Consider the following 16733-nt stretch of genomic DNA (forward strand, 5'->3'; position numbering starts at 1 on the left):
TACTCATGCTCGATTATCGACACTGACCGTGACCGTATGGGCAGAAAATCCGCGCATGGCGATTAGCCCGAGGATGGGGCCCGGCAATAGCCACCAAATGACCGCCAGCGACTGGCTCGACCACAGTGCGGTGACCAGTGCGATGGAAGGAATGGTCAGCCCAAAGCCGATAGCGTTCATCATCGCCAGCGCTGCGCCTAGCCGCTCGGGTGGAGCCGTGGCGCTGGCCAGCGCAGAGAACTGCGCGGAGTCGGCAATAACGCTAACGCCCCATACGCCGAGTAGCATCAGCAGCAGCCAGGGCGAGGCGCCGCCCAGCAGGGGATAAACTAAACAGAGCGTACCGGAGGTTGCCAATGCCACGCAGGCCACTCGATCGCTGCCAATCTGGCGGCTCCATTTGCCTGCGAGCACGCAGCCCGGTAAGCCCAATGCGATCACCGCAAAACTTAGCCATGGTTGAGCGCTGTTTGCAGCACCCAAGCGCTCCAGCTCCCGGGCGACCAGAAACGGCACCAGCGCCCAAAGGGCGTAAAGCTCCCAGCAGTGGCCGAAATAACCCAGTGCGGCGGCACGAAAGCGGGGCTGTTTGAAAGCGGCCAGGCCTGCCCAGGGGCGGCCGCTTTTGGCGGTGGCTGGCAGGTGGGGGCCAACGCCCAGCTTGAAAATCATAAGCGCAGCGGCCAGCGCCAGCAGTGACGCCAGCAGCAGCGGCCACTGCCAGGGTAAATGCAGCGTTAAACCGCGCAGCAGGTGCGGCGAGGCAATGCCCAGGGTCAGCATGCCCACCAGCCAACCCAGCGCGGCGCCGGCGTGGCTGGGTGTCCAGCTCACTACCAGCTTCATGCCTAGCGGATAAATCCCCGCCAGGCAAAGCCCGGTCGCAAAGCGCGCAACAGCGGCGAGCGTTACGCTCTCGGCCACGCCAATAAAGGCGGCGTTGATCAGTGCGCCGAGAACGGCAGAAATCGCAAACAGGTGGCTGGCGCGAATGCGGTCGGCAAGGCCGGTGGTGGCAATCAATAGCGTGCCGCTAATAAACCCGGCCTGAACGGCGATGGTGAGCAGACCCAAATCGCTTTCGCTAAGGCCTACCGCATCCTGAAGCGCCAAGCCAACGCCATTGACGCTAAACCACAGTGAGGTGCCAAACAGTTGGGCGATGACAATCGTAACAAGCGGGTAGCGCGTGAACACGTTTACGTCTCCATGAGGGCAAAGGGCGCAGCCAGAGCCCGCTAATGGTAATCAACAATTTACCGTTACGACGAATTTTTTAAAAACAGCAGTGTCGGACCACGAGGCCCGTCAGGATTCGTCGGGCAGGAAGTACAAATTTGTTCGCAATTGGAGTTTTTATGCACGTAGCCAAGCTTTTCCTTCCTGCAGTTGCAGCACTGGCATTCAGTGTTCCCGCCATGGCCCAGCAAATGGCTGGTGGCACCCCCAGTGTCGATGACCAAGTTGATCAACTTGACGAAATGGTCGATCTGGATGAAGGCCAGAAAGAAGAGATGAGCAACCTCTTGACCCAGATGCAAGATAAAATCAGTGGCAAGGAGCAGGAAGCCCGGCAGTTGCAACAGCAACTCGGCGAGCAGGTTCAGCCCGATTACGATGAAGCTGCCATTCGTGCGGACGCGGAGCGCCTTGGTGACCTAACGGCCGAGATGACCGCTGATAGCATCATCTTACAGTCTCAGATCGAAGGCGTATTCACTCAAGAACAGCGCGAACAACTTGACGAAGCCATGGCTCAACGGCAGGAGCAAATGCAACAACAGATGCAGGAGCAGATGCAGCAACAGGGTGGCTAAGGCAAAGACGCCTGGGGCGCACTGACAACGATTGCCCAACTCTGTTGACGGCCCCGCCAAGTGCGGGGTCACGTGTTTAGGGTGTAGGGTCTCCTCGGCCATTTACCCCAATTTATGCGGCACGACCTCATGGCCCAGTTCTTTATAGCGCTGCCAGCAGGCGCGTTTGGCGATCAGCACTTGTTGGTGCTGATTGATGATCTCGGCAATTCGTGCGTAGCGCTCTACGCCTTCGGGTATTTCCGGGTGCAGATTAAGCAGCGCGGTTTCTTCTGTCGGAACCGGCAACTGCTGCCAGCCTAGCGTGATTGGTACGCTGGCGGCCATCTCGCTATCTTCCAGGGCATGGGGTAAATAGGCGTCTGGGCGGAAATTCCACAGCGCGCTATCGGCCTGCTCGGCGAGGGCTTTGTCTTCGCAGTGCAGGTGCAGGCGGTAGCCTTTGCGCCAGATGGTCTCGGCCAGTTTGCAGGCAAACTGCAAGCGCGCTTCCAGGGTGGTATCGGGCAGGATATAGAAATCAATACGCGCCATAGCGGTTCCAGGTAAGCGGTTTCAGATACGTCGATGGCAAACAGCACCGCCGCAAGAGTGCGGCGGTGCTGAAAGGATAAGCGTTGGCTTTAAAACCGCTTAAACCAGCTGGGTAAGCCAGCCATACTTATCTTCACTGCGGCCGTACTGCAGGTCGAGCAGCTTGGTACGCAGTCGCATGGCGACCTCGTTGTTGCCACCCGCCGTGAGCTTGATACGCTCGTTTTCAGTGACCAGTTCACCTACCGGAGTGATGACCGCGGCGGTACCGCAGGCAAAGATCTCGGTGATCTCGCCAGACGCCGCGCCTTCGCGCCATTCGTCAATGCTAATCGGGCGCTCTTCCGGCGTTAGGCCTTCATCTTTCGCCAGGGTTAGTACCGAGTTGCGGGTCACGCCTTCCAAAATCGTGTCGGTCAGGCGCGGGGTCACCAAGCGGCCGTCTTTGAAGACGAAGAACAGGTTCATGCCGCCGAGTTCTTCCACCCACTTGTTTTCAGCGGCATCGAGGAAAGCGACCTGACCACACTGGTGGGCTTCGGCTTCTTTCTGCGCGGCCAATGAGGCGGCGTAGTTACCGCCACACTTGGCGAAGCCGGTGCCGCCGGGGGCTGCGCGCTTGTAGTTAGACGAGAGCCAGATTGATACCGGGGCAATGCCGCCTTTAAAGTACGCCGCCGCGGGGGAGGCGATCACGTAGTAGTCCACCTCATGGGCGGGGCGTACGCCCAAGAAGGCTTCTGAGGCGATCATAAACGGACGCAGGTAGAGGCTGCACTCGTCAGATGCGCTGGCAGGCGTGGGCACCCAGGCGTGATCTTGCGCTAATAGCGCTTTCAGCGAGCCGATAAAGTCTTCGTCGGACAGCTCCGGCAGCGCCAAACGACGGGCACTGCGGCGAAAACGTTCGGCGTTTTTCTCTGGGCGGAATGTCCAGATAGAGCCGTCGGCGTGGCGATAAGCTTTGATGCCCTCAAAAATCTCCTGGCCGTAATGCAGCACAGAGGCAGCGGGATCCAGCGTTAGCGGGCCGTAAGGGCGCACTTGGTGGCCGTGCCAGTCGGCGTCAACGGTCCAGCGCACATGGGCCATGTGATCGGTAAAGTGTTTGCCAAAGCCGGGGTTTTTGAGAATGTTGTCACGGATCTCATCGGCTATCGGCTGGTTGGATGGCAGAATCTCAAAGTTAGTGGGCACGGCATGTTCTCTCTACTTGATCCAAGCCCTGAAGGGCAAATATAGGCGTCGTAATATAAGCGTTAAAGTGGTCGTAGCGTGTGCCTTGAGATAAGGCACACGCTAATGGGTTTAGGTGTAACGGTTGCGTCAAATAAAGGCAACCGTTGATTGCCTGATTGTGGTCTTAGACGTCGCTATTTTCTACTTGGGCGTCTGCTTCACGGTCAAGCAGGTACTGGGTTAACAGCCCAACGGGACGCCCGGTGGCGCCTTTTTGCTTGCCGGAGTGCCAAGCGGTTCCGGCGATATCCAGGTGTGCCCAGGGGAAGTGATCGGCAAAGTGCGATAAAAAGCACGCAGCGGTAATCGTGCCTGCCGGGCGGCCACCAATATTGGCCAGGTCGGCAAAGTTGGACTCAAGCTGCTCTTGGTACTCATCCCAAAGCGGCAGGTGCCAAGCGCGATCCCAAGCCCCTTCACCTGCGTCTAATAGATCCAGCGCTAGGTCATCGTCGTTGGAGAGCAGGCCGGTGGCGTGGTGGCCCAGGCCAATAATCACCGCGCCGGTGAGAGTGGCGATATCCACTACGCTGGCGGGAGTAAAGCGCTCGGCGTAGGTGAGTGCATCGCACAGCACCAGGCGGCCTTCCGCGTCGGTGTTAAGCACTTCGACGGTCAAACCTTTGAGGGTTTTGATGATGTCGCCGGGCTTGGTGGCATTGCCATCTGGCATGTTTTCCGCGGCGGCAACAATAAATACCAGGTTGAGCTTGGGTTTAATCGCCAATACCGCTTTGACGGTGCCGAACACGCTGGCGGCGCCGCACATATCGAACTTCATTTCGTCCATGCTTTCGCCGGGCTTGAGCGAAATACCGCCGGTATCAAAAGTAATGCCTTTGCCTACCAATACATGGGGTGCTTCTTCGCTTTCTTCGGCGCCCTGGTACTTCATAACGATCAGGCGTGTCGGCTCTTTGCTGCCGCGGCCTACGGATAGTAGCGAGCCTGCGCCCAGGGCTTCCAGCGCTTCTTCATCGAGAATCTCGACCTCGAGCGCGCCTTGTGAGTCGCGACCCAACTGCTCTGCCTGCTCGGCTAAATAGCTGGGCGTACAGACGTTGCCGGGCAGGTTGCCCAGCGTGCGGGTGTAGTTGATGCCTTGGCCAATAGCGTTGCCCACTAACGCACCCTGCTTAACCTGCGGGACAGCGTCGGCATCGGTGATAATTAACGTCAGCTTGGCAAGGCTGGGGGCTGGCGCGGGCGAGGATTTGAACTGATCAAAGCGATAGATAGCCCGCTCCGTAGCTTCCATTACCTTGCGCGCTTTCCAGGCCGCATCGCGGTCAGTCAACGGAACATCGCTAAATACTACGCTGGCTTCGTCAATAGGCAGTTTCACTAGCGCTGTCATGGCCGCATCCAGCGCCTTGATGAAGGCCGCTTCCTGGCATTTTTCGCGCTCTCCCAAGCCCACCAGCAAAATGCGTTCGGCCCCCAGGCCTGGCGCAAAGGGTACCAGTTGCACGTTGCCCAGTGCTGCGTCAAAGTCGCCGCGTTCGAGCAATTGGCCAATCAGGCGCTCGCTGGCGTCGTCCAGTTTGGCAACGGTGGGCAGGAAGTCACCACCTTTATAAACCGGCACCAAAAGGCAGGGTGTTTCAGCTTTGGCTGGGTTCGCGGTCTGAATGGAAAATTCCATGACGTCTCCAACAAGACAAGCATCGAGGGATTCGGGATAATGCCCCGTTGCTTTTGATTTTGAAAAGGGACTGAAAATAGTTTGATTAGTGTACCCAAGCCATACGCTTATTGCATGGCATCCTGCACGACTAGCCGGAGAGCGCGTTGATTTTATTTCGATATCTAACTCGCGAAGTGTTACTCACCATGTCGGCAGTCGCTGGCATTCTACTGCTGGTGATTATGGGCAGCCGCTTTATCCGCTATTTTTCGGACGCGGCGGAGGGCGATATTCCCGTCACCATGCTAGGCAGTCTGATGATGTTTCACCTGCCTGGCTTTATGGAACTGATTCTACCGCTGTCGTTTTTTCTAGGCATCCTGCTCGCCTACGGGCAGCTCTATATGAACAGCGAAATCACCGTGATGGTCGCCTGTGGGATGAGTCCCACGCGATTGTTGAAAGTGACTTTGCTGCCCGCCAGCGTCGTCGCGGTACTGGTCGGTGTCTGCAGCCTGTGGCTAACGCCTTTTGGGGCGCTGCAAACCGAGACCGCGCTGGAAGAACAGCGCAGTCGCCTGGATGTTTCCGTGTTGGCGCCGGGGCGCTTTCAAGAGTTCGGCGGTGGCCGTACCGCTTACATCGGCAGCTTCTCAAGCGACGGAACGGAAATGCAGGATGTGCTGGTGCACGAGCAGAACCAACAAGGCGACGAAGGTACTCACGACTACGTTACCCGGGCGGCATCGGGCTATCAGGAAACCCGCCTCGAAACGGGTAGCCGTTTTCTGGTGTTGGATGACGGTGAGCGCTACGGGGTGACGCCGGGCGATAAGAGCGCCGAGCGGCTAACGTTTGAGCGTTATACATTGCGACTAGGGCTGAATCGCGACCGGCAGGAACTGGATTCACTGGAGTACGCCACTACGCCTGCGCTATGGAGTAATCCAAGCCCCCGTGCCCAAGCCCAGTGGCAGTGGCGGGCAGGGCTCCCGCTTATGGTGTTTGTGCTGGCCTTGATGGCGCAGCCGCTTTCCCGGGTTAATCCCCGCCAGGGGCGCTTTGGCAAACTGCTGCCCGCGGTATTTTTATACGTCGCCTATCTTAGTCTGCTACTCGCGGTTGTCGATGCGATTGGCAGTGGCACTTGGTCCACCACGCTGGGCGTGTGGCCAGTCCATGGGCTGTTTTTAGGGCTGGGCCTATTATTGCTATGGCGCTCGCAACGCAAGGGGATGCGCTAATGGTGCTTGACCGTCTTGATCGTTATATCGCCCGCAACGTGCTGGCGGCCATTATCGTCGTTCAGTTCGTGCTGCTGGGGTTGGATATTACCATCGCTTATATCGATGATTTAGGCGATGTGCAGGCGGGCTATACCGCCTTCGATGCGCTGCTTTACCTGCTAATGCGCACGCCTTGGCGATTCTATCAGTACGCCCCGGTAGCCGTATTAATTGGCGCGCTGATTGGTTTAGGCAGCATGGCTTCCAGCAATGAGCTTACCGTTATGCGCGCCGCTGGGCGTTCTCTGGCGCGCATTGTGTGGGGGGTGATGAAACCCGTGCTGGTGGTCGTGGTCGTGGTGCTGTTAGTTGCCGAATACGTTAGCCCACGCACCGAGCAGTATGCCGAGGCGTGGCGGCTGGAAAAACTCCAGGGTGAAGGCGCCGTGTTGACCAGTCGCAGCGGCTGGCAGATAGAGGGCGACAGCGTCTACCGTTTTGGGGCGATTCGCGCGGATAACGTCGTGCTCGATTTAACCCGCTATCGCTTTGATGACCGCCAACTGGTCGAAGCCACTTACGCTCAGCGCGCACACTGGGAAAACGATGCCTGGCGTTTGGAAAACGTCGCCACCACGCGTATTTTTGACGATCACACTGAGTCTGAGCAGACGGCAAGCATGGGCTGGGACACCTCTTTCACCCCCACCCAGCTAGAGAGGCTGCTGCGCGATATTGAGAGTCAGGCGCCCAGCGAGCTTTGGGCCTATGCCCAGTTCCTTGAAGAGCAGAACCTGCAGAATGATCAGGCACTGCTCTATTTTTGGCAGAAGATGCTGATGCCGATCACCATGGGGTCGCTGGTGCTGATTGCCGCCTCCTTTGTATTTGGCCCGCTGCGCACCGTGGCCGCTGGTACTCGGGTGTTTTATGGCGTTGTCACTGGGCTGAGCTTTAAGTACGTTCAGGATCTACTGGCGCCCGCCTCGACGATATTTGGCTTTTCACCCGTCTGGGCGGTGCTGGTGCCGACACTGGCGTGCGCCGGGGTCGGGATCTACTTTCTACGTCGCAACGGTTAATGCCGCAATAGTTAGCCATCACAGCCTCGTATCGTCTAGAAACAGCCAGCAACCACGAGAGAACTATGCAAACACGACGCTTTACTCAGCTGGACAGCGTATGGCCAGCCGGCCTTGGCCGACGATTGGGTGCCATGCTGTATGACGGCTTTTTGGTCACCGCGATTTGGATTGCGGTGACCGTCGTGCATATGCTGTTTTTCCGCTATGTGCTTGGTCAGCAGCCCGAAGAGATTGGCACTACGGCCAGCGATGTTTTGAGTTTGCAGCTCTTGCTGGTGTTTTTTGTCACGCTGTTTTTTGTTTTCTCCTGGTCGCGCGGTGGTATGACCTTGGGTATGCAGGCGTGGCGTTTACGGGTGCAAACGGTAGACGGGTATTCACTGAACTTGAAGCAGTGCCTTATCCGCTGCGCGGTGGCGTGGTTCTCGCTACTGGCATTTGGTTTGGGCTACTTATGGGTGCTGTTCGATAAACAGCGGCGTAGCTGGCCGGATATTGCTTCCAACACGCAAACGGTGGTTTTGCCGAAAAAATAATTTTACCGGGTATCGGCCATTTTTTTGGAAAAAGCGTCGCTTCGACAATATCTTATCGCGCTCTTCATATTTGCTAAGACGAATGGCTAGCAAAGAGCAGTAATTTCTACTTGATAAGATGTATGCGAATCATTTACATTCATCTCATGATTTCTATGAGGTGTCGCCATGTACGTTTGCGTGTGCAAGGGAGTAACCGACCATCAGATTCGCCAGCACGTTAGCGACGGAGCGCGCAGCTGGCGAGAAGTACGCGAAGCAACCGGCTGCGCAACGCAGTGCGGTAAGTGCGCGTGCTACGCTAAATCAATTACCCGCGATGCCGTTCAGGAAGCACGTCAAGAAGCCGATATGGGCCTTGCCTACGCCGTGTGACGCGAATCACTATTGTTAGGGTTATCTTTAGCAAATAACTGATTTGCTTGAACTTTTAGTCATCTTATCTATACTCTCAGAAACGCTGGGGGTATAGCTATTTGCGCCTATACTCTTCTCCAAACGTAACTGCTTGATCGTATTGTCTAAACTAGATTAAACATCAGCATTACAGTAGAAAAGGTGACGTTATGAAAGGTGATACGAAGGTTATTGAGCATCTTAATAAGGCGCTCGGCAACGAACTGGTTGCGATCAATCAGTACTTTTTGCACGCCAAAATGTATAAAGATTGGGGTCTGAAAGCCCTCGCCAAATGGGAATACGATGAGTCCATCGAAGAGATGCAGCACGCTGACAAGATCATCGAGCGTATCCTGTTCCTCGAAGGTATCCCCAACCTGCAAGACCTGGGCAAGCTGCACATCGGCGAAAACGTCAAAGAGATGCTCGAAAGCGATCTAAAAATTGAGCACGACGGCCGCAACGACTACATCGAAGCGATCACCTATTGCGAAAGCGTTAAAGATTACGTGACTCGCGATATGCTGCGTGACCTGCTCGCCGACGAAGAAGACCATATCGACCACATCGAAACGGAACTTGGTTTGATCGACAAGGTGGGTATTCAGAATTACATGCAACGCCAAATGCAGATGGCAGGCGACGAGTAAAACGCTATCGTGCGTATGTATAGAAGCTAGCAACCAAAACTAGCTAAAAAGCAGCCAGTCAGGGCTAACTGACTGGCTGCTTTCGTTCTAAGGTCTCCTTTAACCTATCGATTTTCCTGCTTCCCTTTTCCCCTATGCGTTCCTTCACTACTTACCCATCTAACATTTTTGCGGCAACCTGGATTTCGCGCTGAGGTGTGCCGATAGCCAACGGCGCTAACTTAGCCAGTGAGTGTCATAAGCCTGACATCGTTATGATGTTGGATGGTTAATCGGACATAGCAAGTTTAATAACTTAATCAGTCGTTTCTTAAGCTTAGGCAAGGGATTAACTCCATCATGATACTCAAACGCAGACCAACCCTGTTGGCGCTGGCTGTTGTGCTGGCCGCCACGCAAGCGGCAGGCGCGGCAGATAAACATTTCAACCGCATCGCCAGCTTTGCGGTTCCCGATAATATGGCTGAGGGCGAGGATCGTACACGCGAGACCGCGCCTGAAATCATTGCTGCCTCCGGTGATGGCATGACGCTGGTGTATACCGATAGCCCGCTGGGCGTGATCGGGCGCATCGATATCAGTGACCCGGCTAATCCGCAACCGCTGGGTAATATCGTTATGGACGGCGAGCCTACGGCCGTATCGGTGCTCGGCAATATGGCCTATGTCGGAGTGAATACATCGGTTTCCTACAGCGAGCCTTCCGGTGAGCTGCGCACGGTCGATTTAGCCAGTGGCGAGATACTCGCCTCCTGCCCGCTGGACGGACAGCCCGATAGTGTAGCTTCCGCTGCGGCCCCCGATGGGCGCTTTGTCGCTGTCGCCATTGAGAACGAACGCGACGAAGAGGCGGGCGATGGACGTGTACCGCAGATGCCCGGCGGTTCCGTGGCACTGGTGAAGATCAATGCGGAAGGGCTGGCTAACTGTGACAGCCTGCTCTACGCCGACGTAACCGGGCTCGCCGAGATCGCCCCCGAGGATCCCGAGCCGGAGTTTGTCGATATCAACACCCTGGGTGAGACCGTCGTGACCGTGCAGGAGAACAACCACCTGGTGGTGCTCGACTACGCCGGTAAGGTGGTGGCGGATTTCAGCGCCGGGACTGTCGACCTGGACGGCATTGACGCCAGCGATGACGGTGCACTGATCTTCAACGAGCAGCAAGCCGAGCGCCTGCGCGAGCCGGATGCGCTGAAGTGGATCGACAACGACCACTTCGCTATTGCCAACGAAGGCGATATGGATGGCGGCGCGCGCGGCTGGACGATCTTCAACAAGCGTGGCGAGGTGGTATACGAGTCAGGTACTTCATTCGAGCGCGCGGTGATTGAAGCGGGTCACTACCCCGATAAGCGTTCGGATGCCAAAGGCAGCGAGCCGGAGGGGATGGAGTTTGCGGTGTTCGAAGGTACGCCCTATGTCTTCCTGCTCTCCGAGCGCGGCTCGCTGGTGGGCGTTTATGACGCTAGCAACCTGGCCGAACCGCAGCTCACCCAGCTACTGCCCTCGGGCCTGTCTCCCGAAGGCGCCGTGGCGATTCCCAGCCGTGGCCTGTTAGCCACCGCCAATGAAGGGGATCTGGGCGAAGACGGCGGCCCCCGCGCCCATGTCATGATTTATCAATACCAGGATGCGCCAGCGGTCTATCCCACCCTGACCTCGGCGGGCGCTGATGAACTGATCGGCTGGGGCGCACTTTCCGGTTTGGTCGCCGCTGATGACATGCTCTACGCGGTCAACGACAGCTTCTACAGCGCCCAGCCGCGCATCTTTACCATCGACCCCTCAGCCTCCCCGGCGCGGATTACGGCAGTACTGGACGTGACCCGCAATGGTGAACCTGCGCTAGGGCTGGATATGGAAGGCATTACCACCGATGGTGAAGGTGGCTTCTGGGTCGCGTCCGAAGGTAACGACAAAGGCCTTGCCAACACCCTTTATCATGTGGGTTCCGACGGCGAGATTATCCAAGGAATTGCACTGCCCGAGGCGCTCGCTCAACAGGCATTGAAGTGGGGATTAGAAGGCGTCACGCGCATTGATGATCAACTGTGGCTGGCGGTGCAGCGCCCTTGGAAGGATGACCCCGAAGGCATGGTCAAGCTGCTGCGTTTTGATATCGACAGTGGCGAGTGGGGCGCTGCTCATTACCAGCTGGATAACGTGGAACAGGGTTGGATTGGCCTCTCCGAAATCACTGCCCATGGCGATTGGCTGTATCTGATCGAGCGCGACAACCAGATCGGCGCCGAGGCTAAGGTTAAGCAAGTGACCCGCGTTGCCCTCGACGGCCTGCAACCCGCCCCGCTGGGCGGTGAGCTACCAGTGGTCGAGAAACAGCTAGTACGCGACCTGATCCCCGATCTGGCCAGCTACAATGGCTTTGTGGTGGACAAGATTGAAGGAATGGCGATCAATGCTGAGGGCCGCGCTTGGCTGGTCAGTGACAACGACGGTGTGGACGATAGTTCCGGCGAGACCTACTTCTGGTCGATACCGCTGAAGTAGTCCCTGGCTGTATTCGTCTATACCGCAGCAGCATGGAAGCGATAAACATGAGGAGTAGGGGAGAAAAGGTAGGATAAAAGAGATAGGAGAAAAAGCGAGGGCACGCATCAAACACGGTTATGTGGCTGATGTGTGCCCTTTTTTGTGGCGTGACTCTTGTGTGGAGAGTGTCTTGTGAAGAGCGTCCTGTGAAGAGAGTGTGGCGGTAACTTTATGGAGCGCCTAACTATTTAGCGGCAATCGCCTCACCGCTGTCCACAAACTGGCTCGGTACCGCCGGCTCATCAACGGCAAAAGTTGCCCGGCTTAGGCGACGGACACGCTTCATAAACAGCGCAATGCAAAGGAGCGTACCTAACGCGGCCACCACATAGCTTAGCTGCAGCGGTAGACCAAAACCGATCGGCGCGTAGGCTAAGTAGGTAAACGTGGCCATGGTCATAAAGGTGGCTGGGATTGAGGTAATCCAGTGAGGCTTACGCGACAGCACCAGGTACATAGTACCCACCCACAGCGCGATCACGGCGGTGGTCTGGTTCGCCCAGGAGAAGTAGCGCCATAGCAGTGTGAAGTCCATATGGGTTAGCGCGTAAGACACCACAAACAGCGGTAGAGCGACCATGACGCGCTTCATAATCGGCTTTTGATCGATCTTGATGTAGTCGGCGATGATCATCCGTGCGCTGCGAAAGGCGGTATCGCCCGAGGTGATCGGCAGCACAATAACGCCGAGCACGGCCAGGGTGCCGCCTATAGCGCCGAGCATGGTGGTAGAAACTTCGCTTACCACCGCAGCAGGGCCACCGGCTGCCAGCACATCGGAAAGCGACTGGTCGCCATAGAACAGGCTCATGGCGGCGGCCGCCCAGATCATTGCGATAATGCCTTCGGTGATCATCATGCCGTAGAAAATTTTGCGACCATTGGTTTCGTTTTGGGTGGTGCGCGAAATAATCGGCGTTTGGGTGGCGTGAAAACCTGAAAGCGCGCCGCAGGAGATGGTTAAAAACAGCAGCGGGAAAATCGGTGCGGCGTCAGGGTGCATGTTCTGGAACGAGAGCTCAGGGATCGGAGCGCCCGTGATGATCAAGCCGATACCGATACCCGCCGCGCTGAACAGCAGCAGGGCGCCAAAATAGGGATAGATACGGCCAATGACCTTATCAATCGGCAGCAGGGTGGCAATCAAGTAATAAATAAAGATAGCGACGATGATCAGCGTTAACGACAGCGAGGTCATATTGGCCAGCAGCGCCGCAGGCGAGGTGACGAATACCGTACCGACTAAAAGCAGCAGCAGAATCGCGAAACCATTGACCACATGCTTCATCGCTTTACCCAGGAACTTGCCGGCCAGTTGCGGCAGGTGAGCGCCGTGGTTGCGGATCGAGATCATGCCGGTCAGGTAATCGTGAACAGCACCGGCAAAGATACAGCCAATCACAATCCACACAAACGCCACTGGCCCATACAGCGCGCCGAGAATCGGGCCAAAAATAGGGCCGACACCGGCAATGTTTAATAACTGAATGAGTGAATTGCGCGTAGTGTTCATCGGCACATAGTCGATATTGTCGCGCATGCTGAAAGCGGGCGTCTGACGCTTGCGGTCAGTTACAAACACACGCTCAACGAATTTCCCATAGGTAAAGTAGCCCGCTATCAGCAGCAGGATCGATACGATAAAGGTGATCATCTAAGGTACCTAGAGCAGTGAGGGGGATGGGCGAGCATGTCGGAGAGCATGCAAGCAGGCACTTCTTTAGCAGAGCTGAATGTACAGATAACCACTATAAAATCACAGCTAGACTTTAGTGGGTCGTAAGCAAAAAAAAGGACAGCCGAGAGGCTGCCCATTTTGTCGATTAACAACAACGGTAAAGCTTAAGACTCTACGACGCCGCAAGCCATTCGGGTGCCGCCGCCGCCCAGGTGGGGTTCATCTTTGTAGGTGTCGCCGCCTTCGTGAATCATCAAGCTGCGGCCAGGCATATCTTCCATGCTCAAGCGCGGCGCCAAGACGGGGAGATTGGCTTCGCCATCTTCATTAACCGTTAGCACCGGTAGATCGCCTAAATGACCTTCTCCATAGGGGCCTTGGTGAGTGCCGGTTTCTTCAGGGTCATAGTGTCCGCCAGCCGACAGTGCTGCGGTCATCTCGCCACTGTCATTCTCGGCGGGATCACAGCTGGCATTCTGGTGAACGTGAAAACCGTAGACCCCAGGCTCAAGGCCCGTCAATGAAGGTGTCAGCAGTAAGCCGTGATCCGTATGTTCAAGGGATACGGTACCGATTGACTCTTCATTACCCTCGGTGCTGACTTTATGCATCTCGACATCAAGCGTTTCATTGGCTTGTGCCGCTGAGGTGGCGAGCAGCAGCGAGGCGGCAATAGCGGTAAGCGGTGTTGAGAAACGTATAGTTGAATAGCGCATGTTGATCTCCTTCCGAATCCATGGAAACGCTGTAGCAGCGTTGCTTACTCAAGGTAGTTGGCTAGCAGTTACATTGCCAATTTAACGTGCCGAAGCAAAGGATACATCGTGCAAATTCAATAACGTAGCAGCGAGTGCCTGAGTGCGCGGCACCAGTGTGTCCAGCAAACAGTACTCTTCGTCAGTGTGCATTTTTGCGCCGACAGGGCCAAGACCGCACAGAGTGGGAATGCCCAGGCTGGCCGTCCAGCCCGCATCAGAACAGCCGCCAGTGAATTCGCCGTCAACAGCAAACCCGATCGCCTTAGCCTGAACCTGATAAAGCTCAAACAGCGCGCTGCTCATACGTGCTTCGAGAGGATAAAATTCAGAGGTTTGTTCTATGGTCGCAAGAGTGCCGGGAACGTCGGGTTCCGCGATAATCGCCTCAATGGCTTTATACAGCTGATCACGCTGGGCAGTGGTTACAAAACGAGTGTCCAACTGTGCCGACGCGAAAGGCGCGACGGTATTGCGTGATACCCCGCCGGTGATGGTGCCCACATTGGTGGTGATGCCTGCCTCATAGTCGGTTAACGCATGCAGCTTGATGATCTTGCGGGCGAGTGTTTCGATTGCGCTGGCGCCATCGGCATGGCTCACGCCGGAGTGGGCGGCTTTGCCAGTGACGTTGATCAAAAAACCAGCACCTCCCTTTCGACCAGTGACCACATTGCCGCTGACGCGCCCAGGCTCGACATTTAAGGCGACGCGTGCCCCCTGGGCGGCCGCTTCGATAAATGCCCGCCCATCCGGCGAGCCAATTTCCTCATCGGCAGTAAACAGGGCGCGAACGGGTAGGGGGCAGGTGGGCAGGCGGCTTAGCGCACGCATAACAAAGCAGTTCATCACCAGGCCGCTTTTCATATCGGCAACGCCTGGGCCAAAGCCGATATTGTCTTGCTGGGTATAGCCTCGGCCCGCCACCGTACCGGTGGGGAAAACCGTATCCCGGTGGCCCATGAGTAAGACATGGCCTTGACCCGTTCCCCCCAGATGCGCTTCCAAAATATCGCCTGAGTCAGGGCGCTGGTGGCGTATAACCGTGATGCCATCCTGCTCAAGCCACTGAGTGATCAGGTCGGCGACCGCATCGGTACCCTCTTTGTCATAGCTGTTGGAGTCGATATTGACCAACGCCTCAAGGCAATCTTGCATCGCCTGCTGCTGGCCTTCCAGCCACGCGCAAACCTGTTGGGTTAGTTCGTCTTGCATAAGGCTTTCTCTCTCATGATGTCTGATCCTTGGTCACTCAAATCCCAGAATAGCCCCGCCATTAAGATCAGTGCCTCTGAAGCGATGCTCCCCAATAGGTGTTCGTCAGGCGCGTGCTGGGAGCAGGAGGGGTAGGAGTGTGGAACCCATAGCGTGGGTAAGCCCAGGGTTTCGGCAAACACATCGTTGGGTAACGAGCCACCTAAGTTGGGTAGCAGCGTCGGCGTTTTATGGGTGGAGCGTTGCATAGAGGCCAACGCCCAGCCTACCCAGGGGTCTTCAGGATCGAGTCGTGTCGCCGCCATTTGCGACATGCGCGCAGCGCTTACCTCAATATCGTGATAGCCGTGTTGATCCAGGTGATGGCGTAAATGGACTAGAAAATTGTCCTGGTCGCTGCCCACCACATAACGCAGTTGGCAGTGGGCATAGGCCGTTGGCGGAATAGCATTGGCCGGGGCATCCGGGTTGCCCGCCTTCATGGCGAGTACTTCTAAGGTGTTCCAGCCAAACAGTCGTTCAGCGGGCGATAGTCCTGGCTCACCCCAGTCAGTGTCGATAGTGGGGGCATTGTCGCCGACGCCGACTTCCAATGCGGCGAGCGCTTTACGCACGGCTTCGGGTATTGGGTCAGGCCGTAGGCCTTGGATTTGAATAACACCGTTGGCATCCACCAGTGTGGCGAGTGCATTGGCCAGACGCACCGCAGGGTTTTTTAATACGCCACCCCAGTTGCCCGAGTGGTGAGCGCCTTCACGGGCCTGGAGTTTAAGGTCGAAATTGAAGGAACCCCGTGAACCTAAAAACAGCGTGGGAGCGTCGGCATTCAAACGCGGCCCATCTGAGCCAATAAACACATCGGCGGCGAGGCGGTCACGGTAGCGGTGGCAGATCTCTTTTAAGCCAGGGGAGCCCGTCTCCTCGCCCATTTCCAGCACGAGCTTAACGTTATAACCCAGGCGCCCGTTGCTTGCTTTCAGCACGCAGCCCAGCGCGGCTAAATTGATGGTGTGCTGGCCTTTGTTATCCGCCGTGCCACGTCCGTACCAGCGATCCCCTTGCTGGGTGATTTTCCAGGGCGAAAGCCCTTCAGCCCATTGGTCGTCATACCCGCGGATGACATCGCCATGACCGTAAGTTAATACGCTGAACGAGGCTTCTGGTTCAAGGCGTTCAGCAAGCAGAAACGGCCCAAACCCTTCAGCCGGGTTATCAACAATGTCCCAGCTAAAACCGAGCTGCTCAATATCCGGAATGATCTGCTCAGTAAGGTAGCGGTGAAGCTCTTCCTGTCTATTCGATTCCTGGCTTTCGCTGCGGATGGCAATGCGCGGGGCAAGCTGGTCATAAAAATCGCCGCTGTCAAAGTAAGCTTTGGCATGGTCTAAGGCGTGTTGGCGCGTCATAAGCACTCCTTTT

At 56.5% G+C, this 16733-nt stretch carries 15 protein-coding genes; 7 read left to right on the top strand and 8 right to left on the bottom strand.

The features are described from left to right. Nucleotides 1-3 precede the first annotated feature (3 nt). Complete coding sequence (locus RO22_RS02660; RefSeq protein ID WP_041157533.1) at nt 4-1197, bottom strand: MFS transporter; 1194 nt, start codon at nt 1195-1197, stop codon at nt 4-6. A gap of 161 nt (nt 1198-1358) precedes the next feature. Here RO22_RS02660 and RO22_RS02665 point away from each other — a divergent pair, with 161 nt between their 5' ends. Then, entirely contained in the window at nt 1359-1817 is a 459-nt protein-coding gene (locus RO22_RS02665) for a Spy/CpxP family protein refolding chaperone (protein WP_027957794.1), read from the top strand. Between the two features lie 102 nt (nt 1818-1919). Here the strand turns inward: RO22_RS02665 and RO22_RS02670 are convergent, their stop codons facing one another. The 3 genes from RO22_RS02670 to RO22_RS02680 all read right to left on the bottom strand — a co-directional run bounded on the left by RO22_RS02670 (nt 1920) and on the right by RO22_RS02680 (nt 5235). Next, complete coding sequence (locus tag RO22_RS02670; RefSeq protein WP_041157534.1) at nt 1920-2351, bottom strand: DNA polymerase III subunit chi; 432 nt, start codon at nt 2349-2351, stop codon at nt 1920-1922. A 99-nt stretch (nt 2352-2450) separates the two neighbouring features. Next, on the bottom strand, nt 2451-3548 hold the full coding sequence (locus RO22_RS02675) for a branched-chain amino acid aminotransferase (RefSeq protein WP_041157535.1): 1098 nt from the start codon (nt 3546-3548) through the stop codon (nt 2451-2453). A 166-nt stretch (nt 3549-3714) separates the two neighbouring features. Continuing rightward, nucleotides 3715-5235 (bottom strand): leucyl aminopeptidase, encoded by a 1521-nt coding sequence (locus RO22_RS02680; protein ID WP_041157536.1) that lies wholly within the window; start codon nt 5233-5235, stop codon nt 3715-3717. 146 nt (nt 5236-5381) lie between these two features. On the opposite strand from RO22_RS02680, the gene lptF reads away from it, so the two are divergent. The 6 genes from lptF (at nt 5382) to RO22_RS02710 (ending at nt 11624) form a co-directional block, all read left to right on the top strand. After that, nucleotides 5382-6461: an LPS export ABC transporter permease LptF gene (lptF, locus tag RO22_RS02685; protein ID WP_027957799.1), complete on the top strand. Its 1080-nt coding sequence runs from the start codon at nt 5382-5384 to the stop codon at nt 6459-6461. Then, complete coding sequence (gene lptG / locus RO22_RS02690) at nt 6461-7525, top strand: LPS export ABC transporter permease LptG (RefSeq protein ID WP_041157537.1); 1065 nt, start codon at nt 6461-6463, stop codon at nt 7523-7525. Before lptF ends, lptG begins: the two co-directional genes overlap by 1 nt. Nucleotides 7526-7590: 65 nt before the next feature. Beyond that, the gene (locus tag RO22_RS02695; RefSeq protein WP_041157538.1) at nt 7591-8064 is read left to right on the top strand and encodes an RDD family protein; all 474 of its coding nucleotides are present in this window, start codon (nt 7591-7593) and stop codon (nt 8062-8064) included. 168 nt (nt 8065-8232) lie between these two features. Then, nucleotides 8233-8439, top strand: a complete 207-nt coding sequence (locus RO22_RS02700) for a (2Fe-2S)-binding protein (RefSeq protein ID WP_008959830.1) — start codon at nt 8233-8235, stop codon at nt 8437-8439. A 191-nt stretch (nt 8440-8630) separates the two neighbouring features. Next, nucleotides 8631-9113, top strand: a complete 483-nt coding sequence (gene bfr, locus RO22_RS02705) for a bacterioferritin (RefSeq protein ID WP_009288515.1) — start codon at nt 8631-8633, stop codon at nt 9111-9113. A gap of 339 nt (nt 9114-9452) precedes the next feature. Continuing rightward, the gene (locus RO22_RS02710; RefSeq protein WP_041157539.1) at nt 9453-11624 is read left to right on the top strand and encodes an esterase-like activity of phytase family protein; all 2172 of its coding nucleotides are present in this window, start codon (nt 9453-9455) and stop codon (nt 11622-11624) included. 226 nt (nt 11625-11850) lie between these two features. Here RO22_RS02710 and RO22_RS02715 read toward each other — a convergent pair whose 3' ends face one another. The 4 genes from RO22_RS02715 to RO22_RS02730 form a co-directional block, all read right to left on the bottom strand. After that, complete coding sequence (locus tag RO22_RS02715; protein ID WP_009288516.1) at nt 11851-13320, bottom strand: carbon starvation protein A; 1470 nt, start codon at nt 13318-13320, stop codon at nt 11851-11853. 188 nt (nt 13321-13508) lie between these two features. Then, nucleotides 13509-14060, bottom strand: coding sequence for a superoxide dismutase family protein (sodC, locus tag RO22_RS02720; protein WP_041157540.1), 552 nt, complete (start codon nt 14058-14060; stop codon nt 13509-13511). An 81-nt stretch (nt 14061-14141) separates the two neighbouring features. Then, the gene (locus tag RO22_RS02725; RefSeq protein ID WP_041157541.1) at nt 14142-15314 is read right to left on the bottom strand and encodes a M20 family metallopeptidase; all 1173 of its coding nucleotides are present in this window, start codon (nt 15312-15314) and stop codon (nt 14142-14144) included. Continuing rightward, a complete protein-coding gene (locus RO22_RS02730) occupies nt 15299-16720 on the bottom strand; it encodes a M20 family metallopeptidase (protein WP_022520145.1) in 1422 nt (473 codons plus the stop codon). The genes RO22_RS02725 and RO22_RS02730 overlap by 16 nt, the downstream gene beginning before the upstream one ends. Nucleotides 16721-16733 lie beyond the last annotated feature (13 nt).

This window comes from Halomonas sp. KHS3 (assembly GCF_000830495.1).
Classification (GTDB): Bacteria; Pseudomonadota; Gammaproteobacteria; order Pseudomonadales; family Halomonadaceae; genus Vreelandella; species Vreelandella titanicae.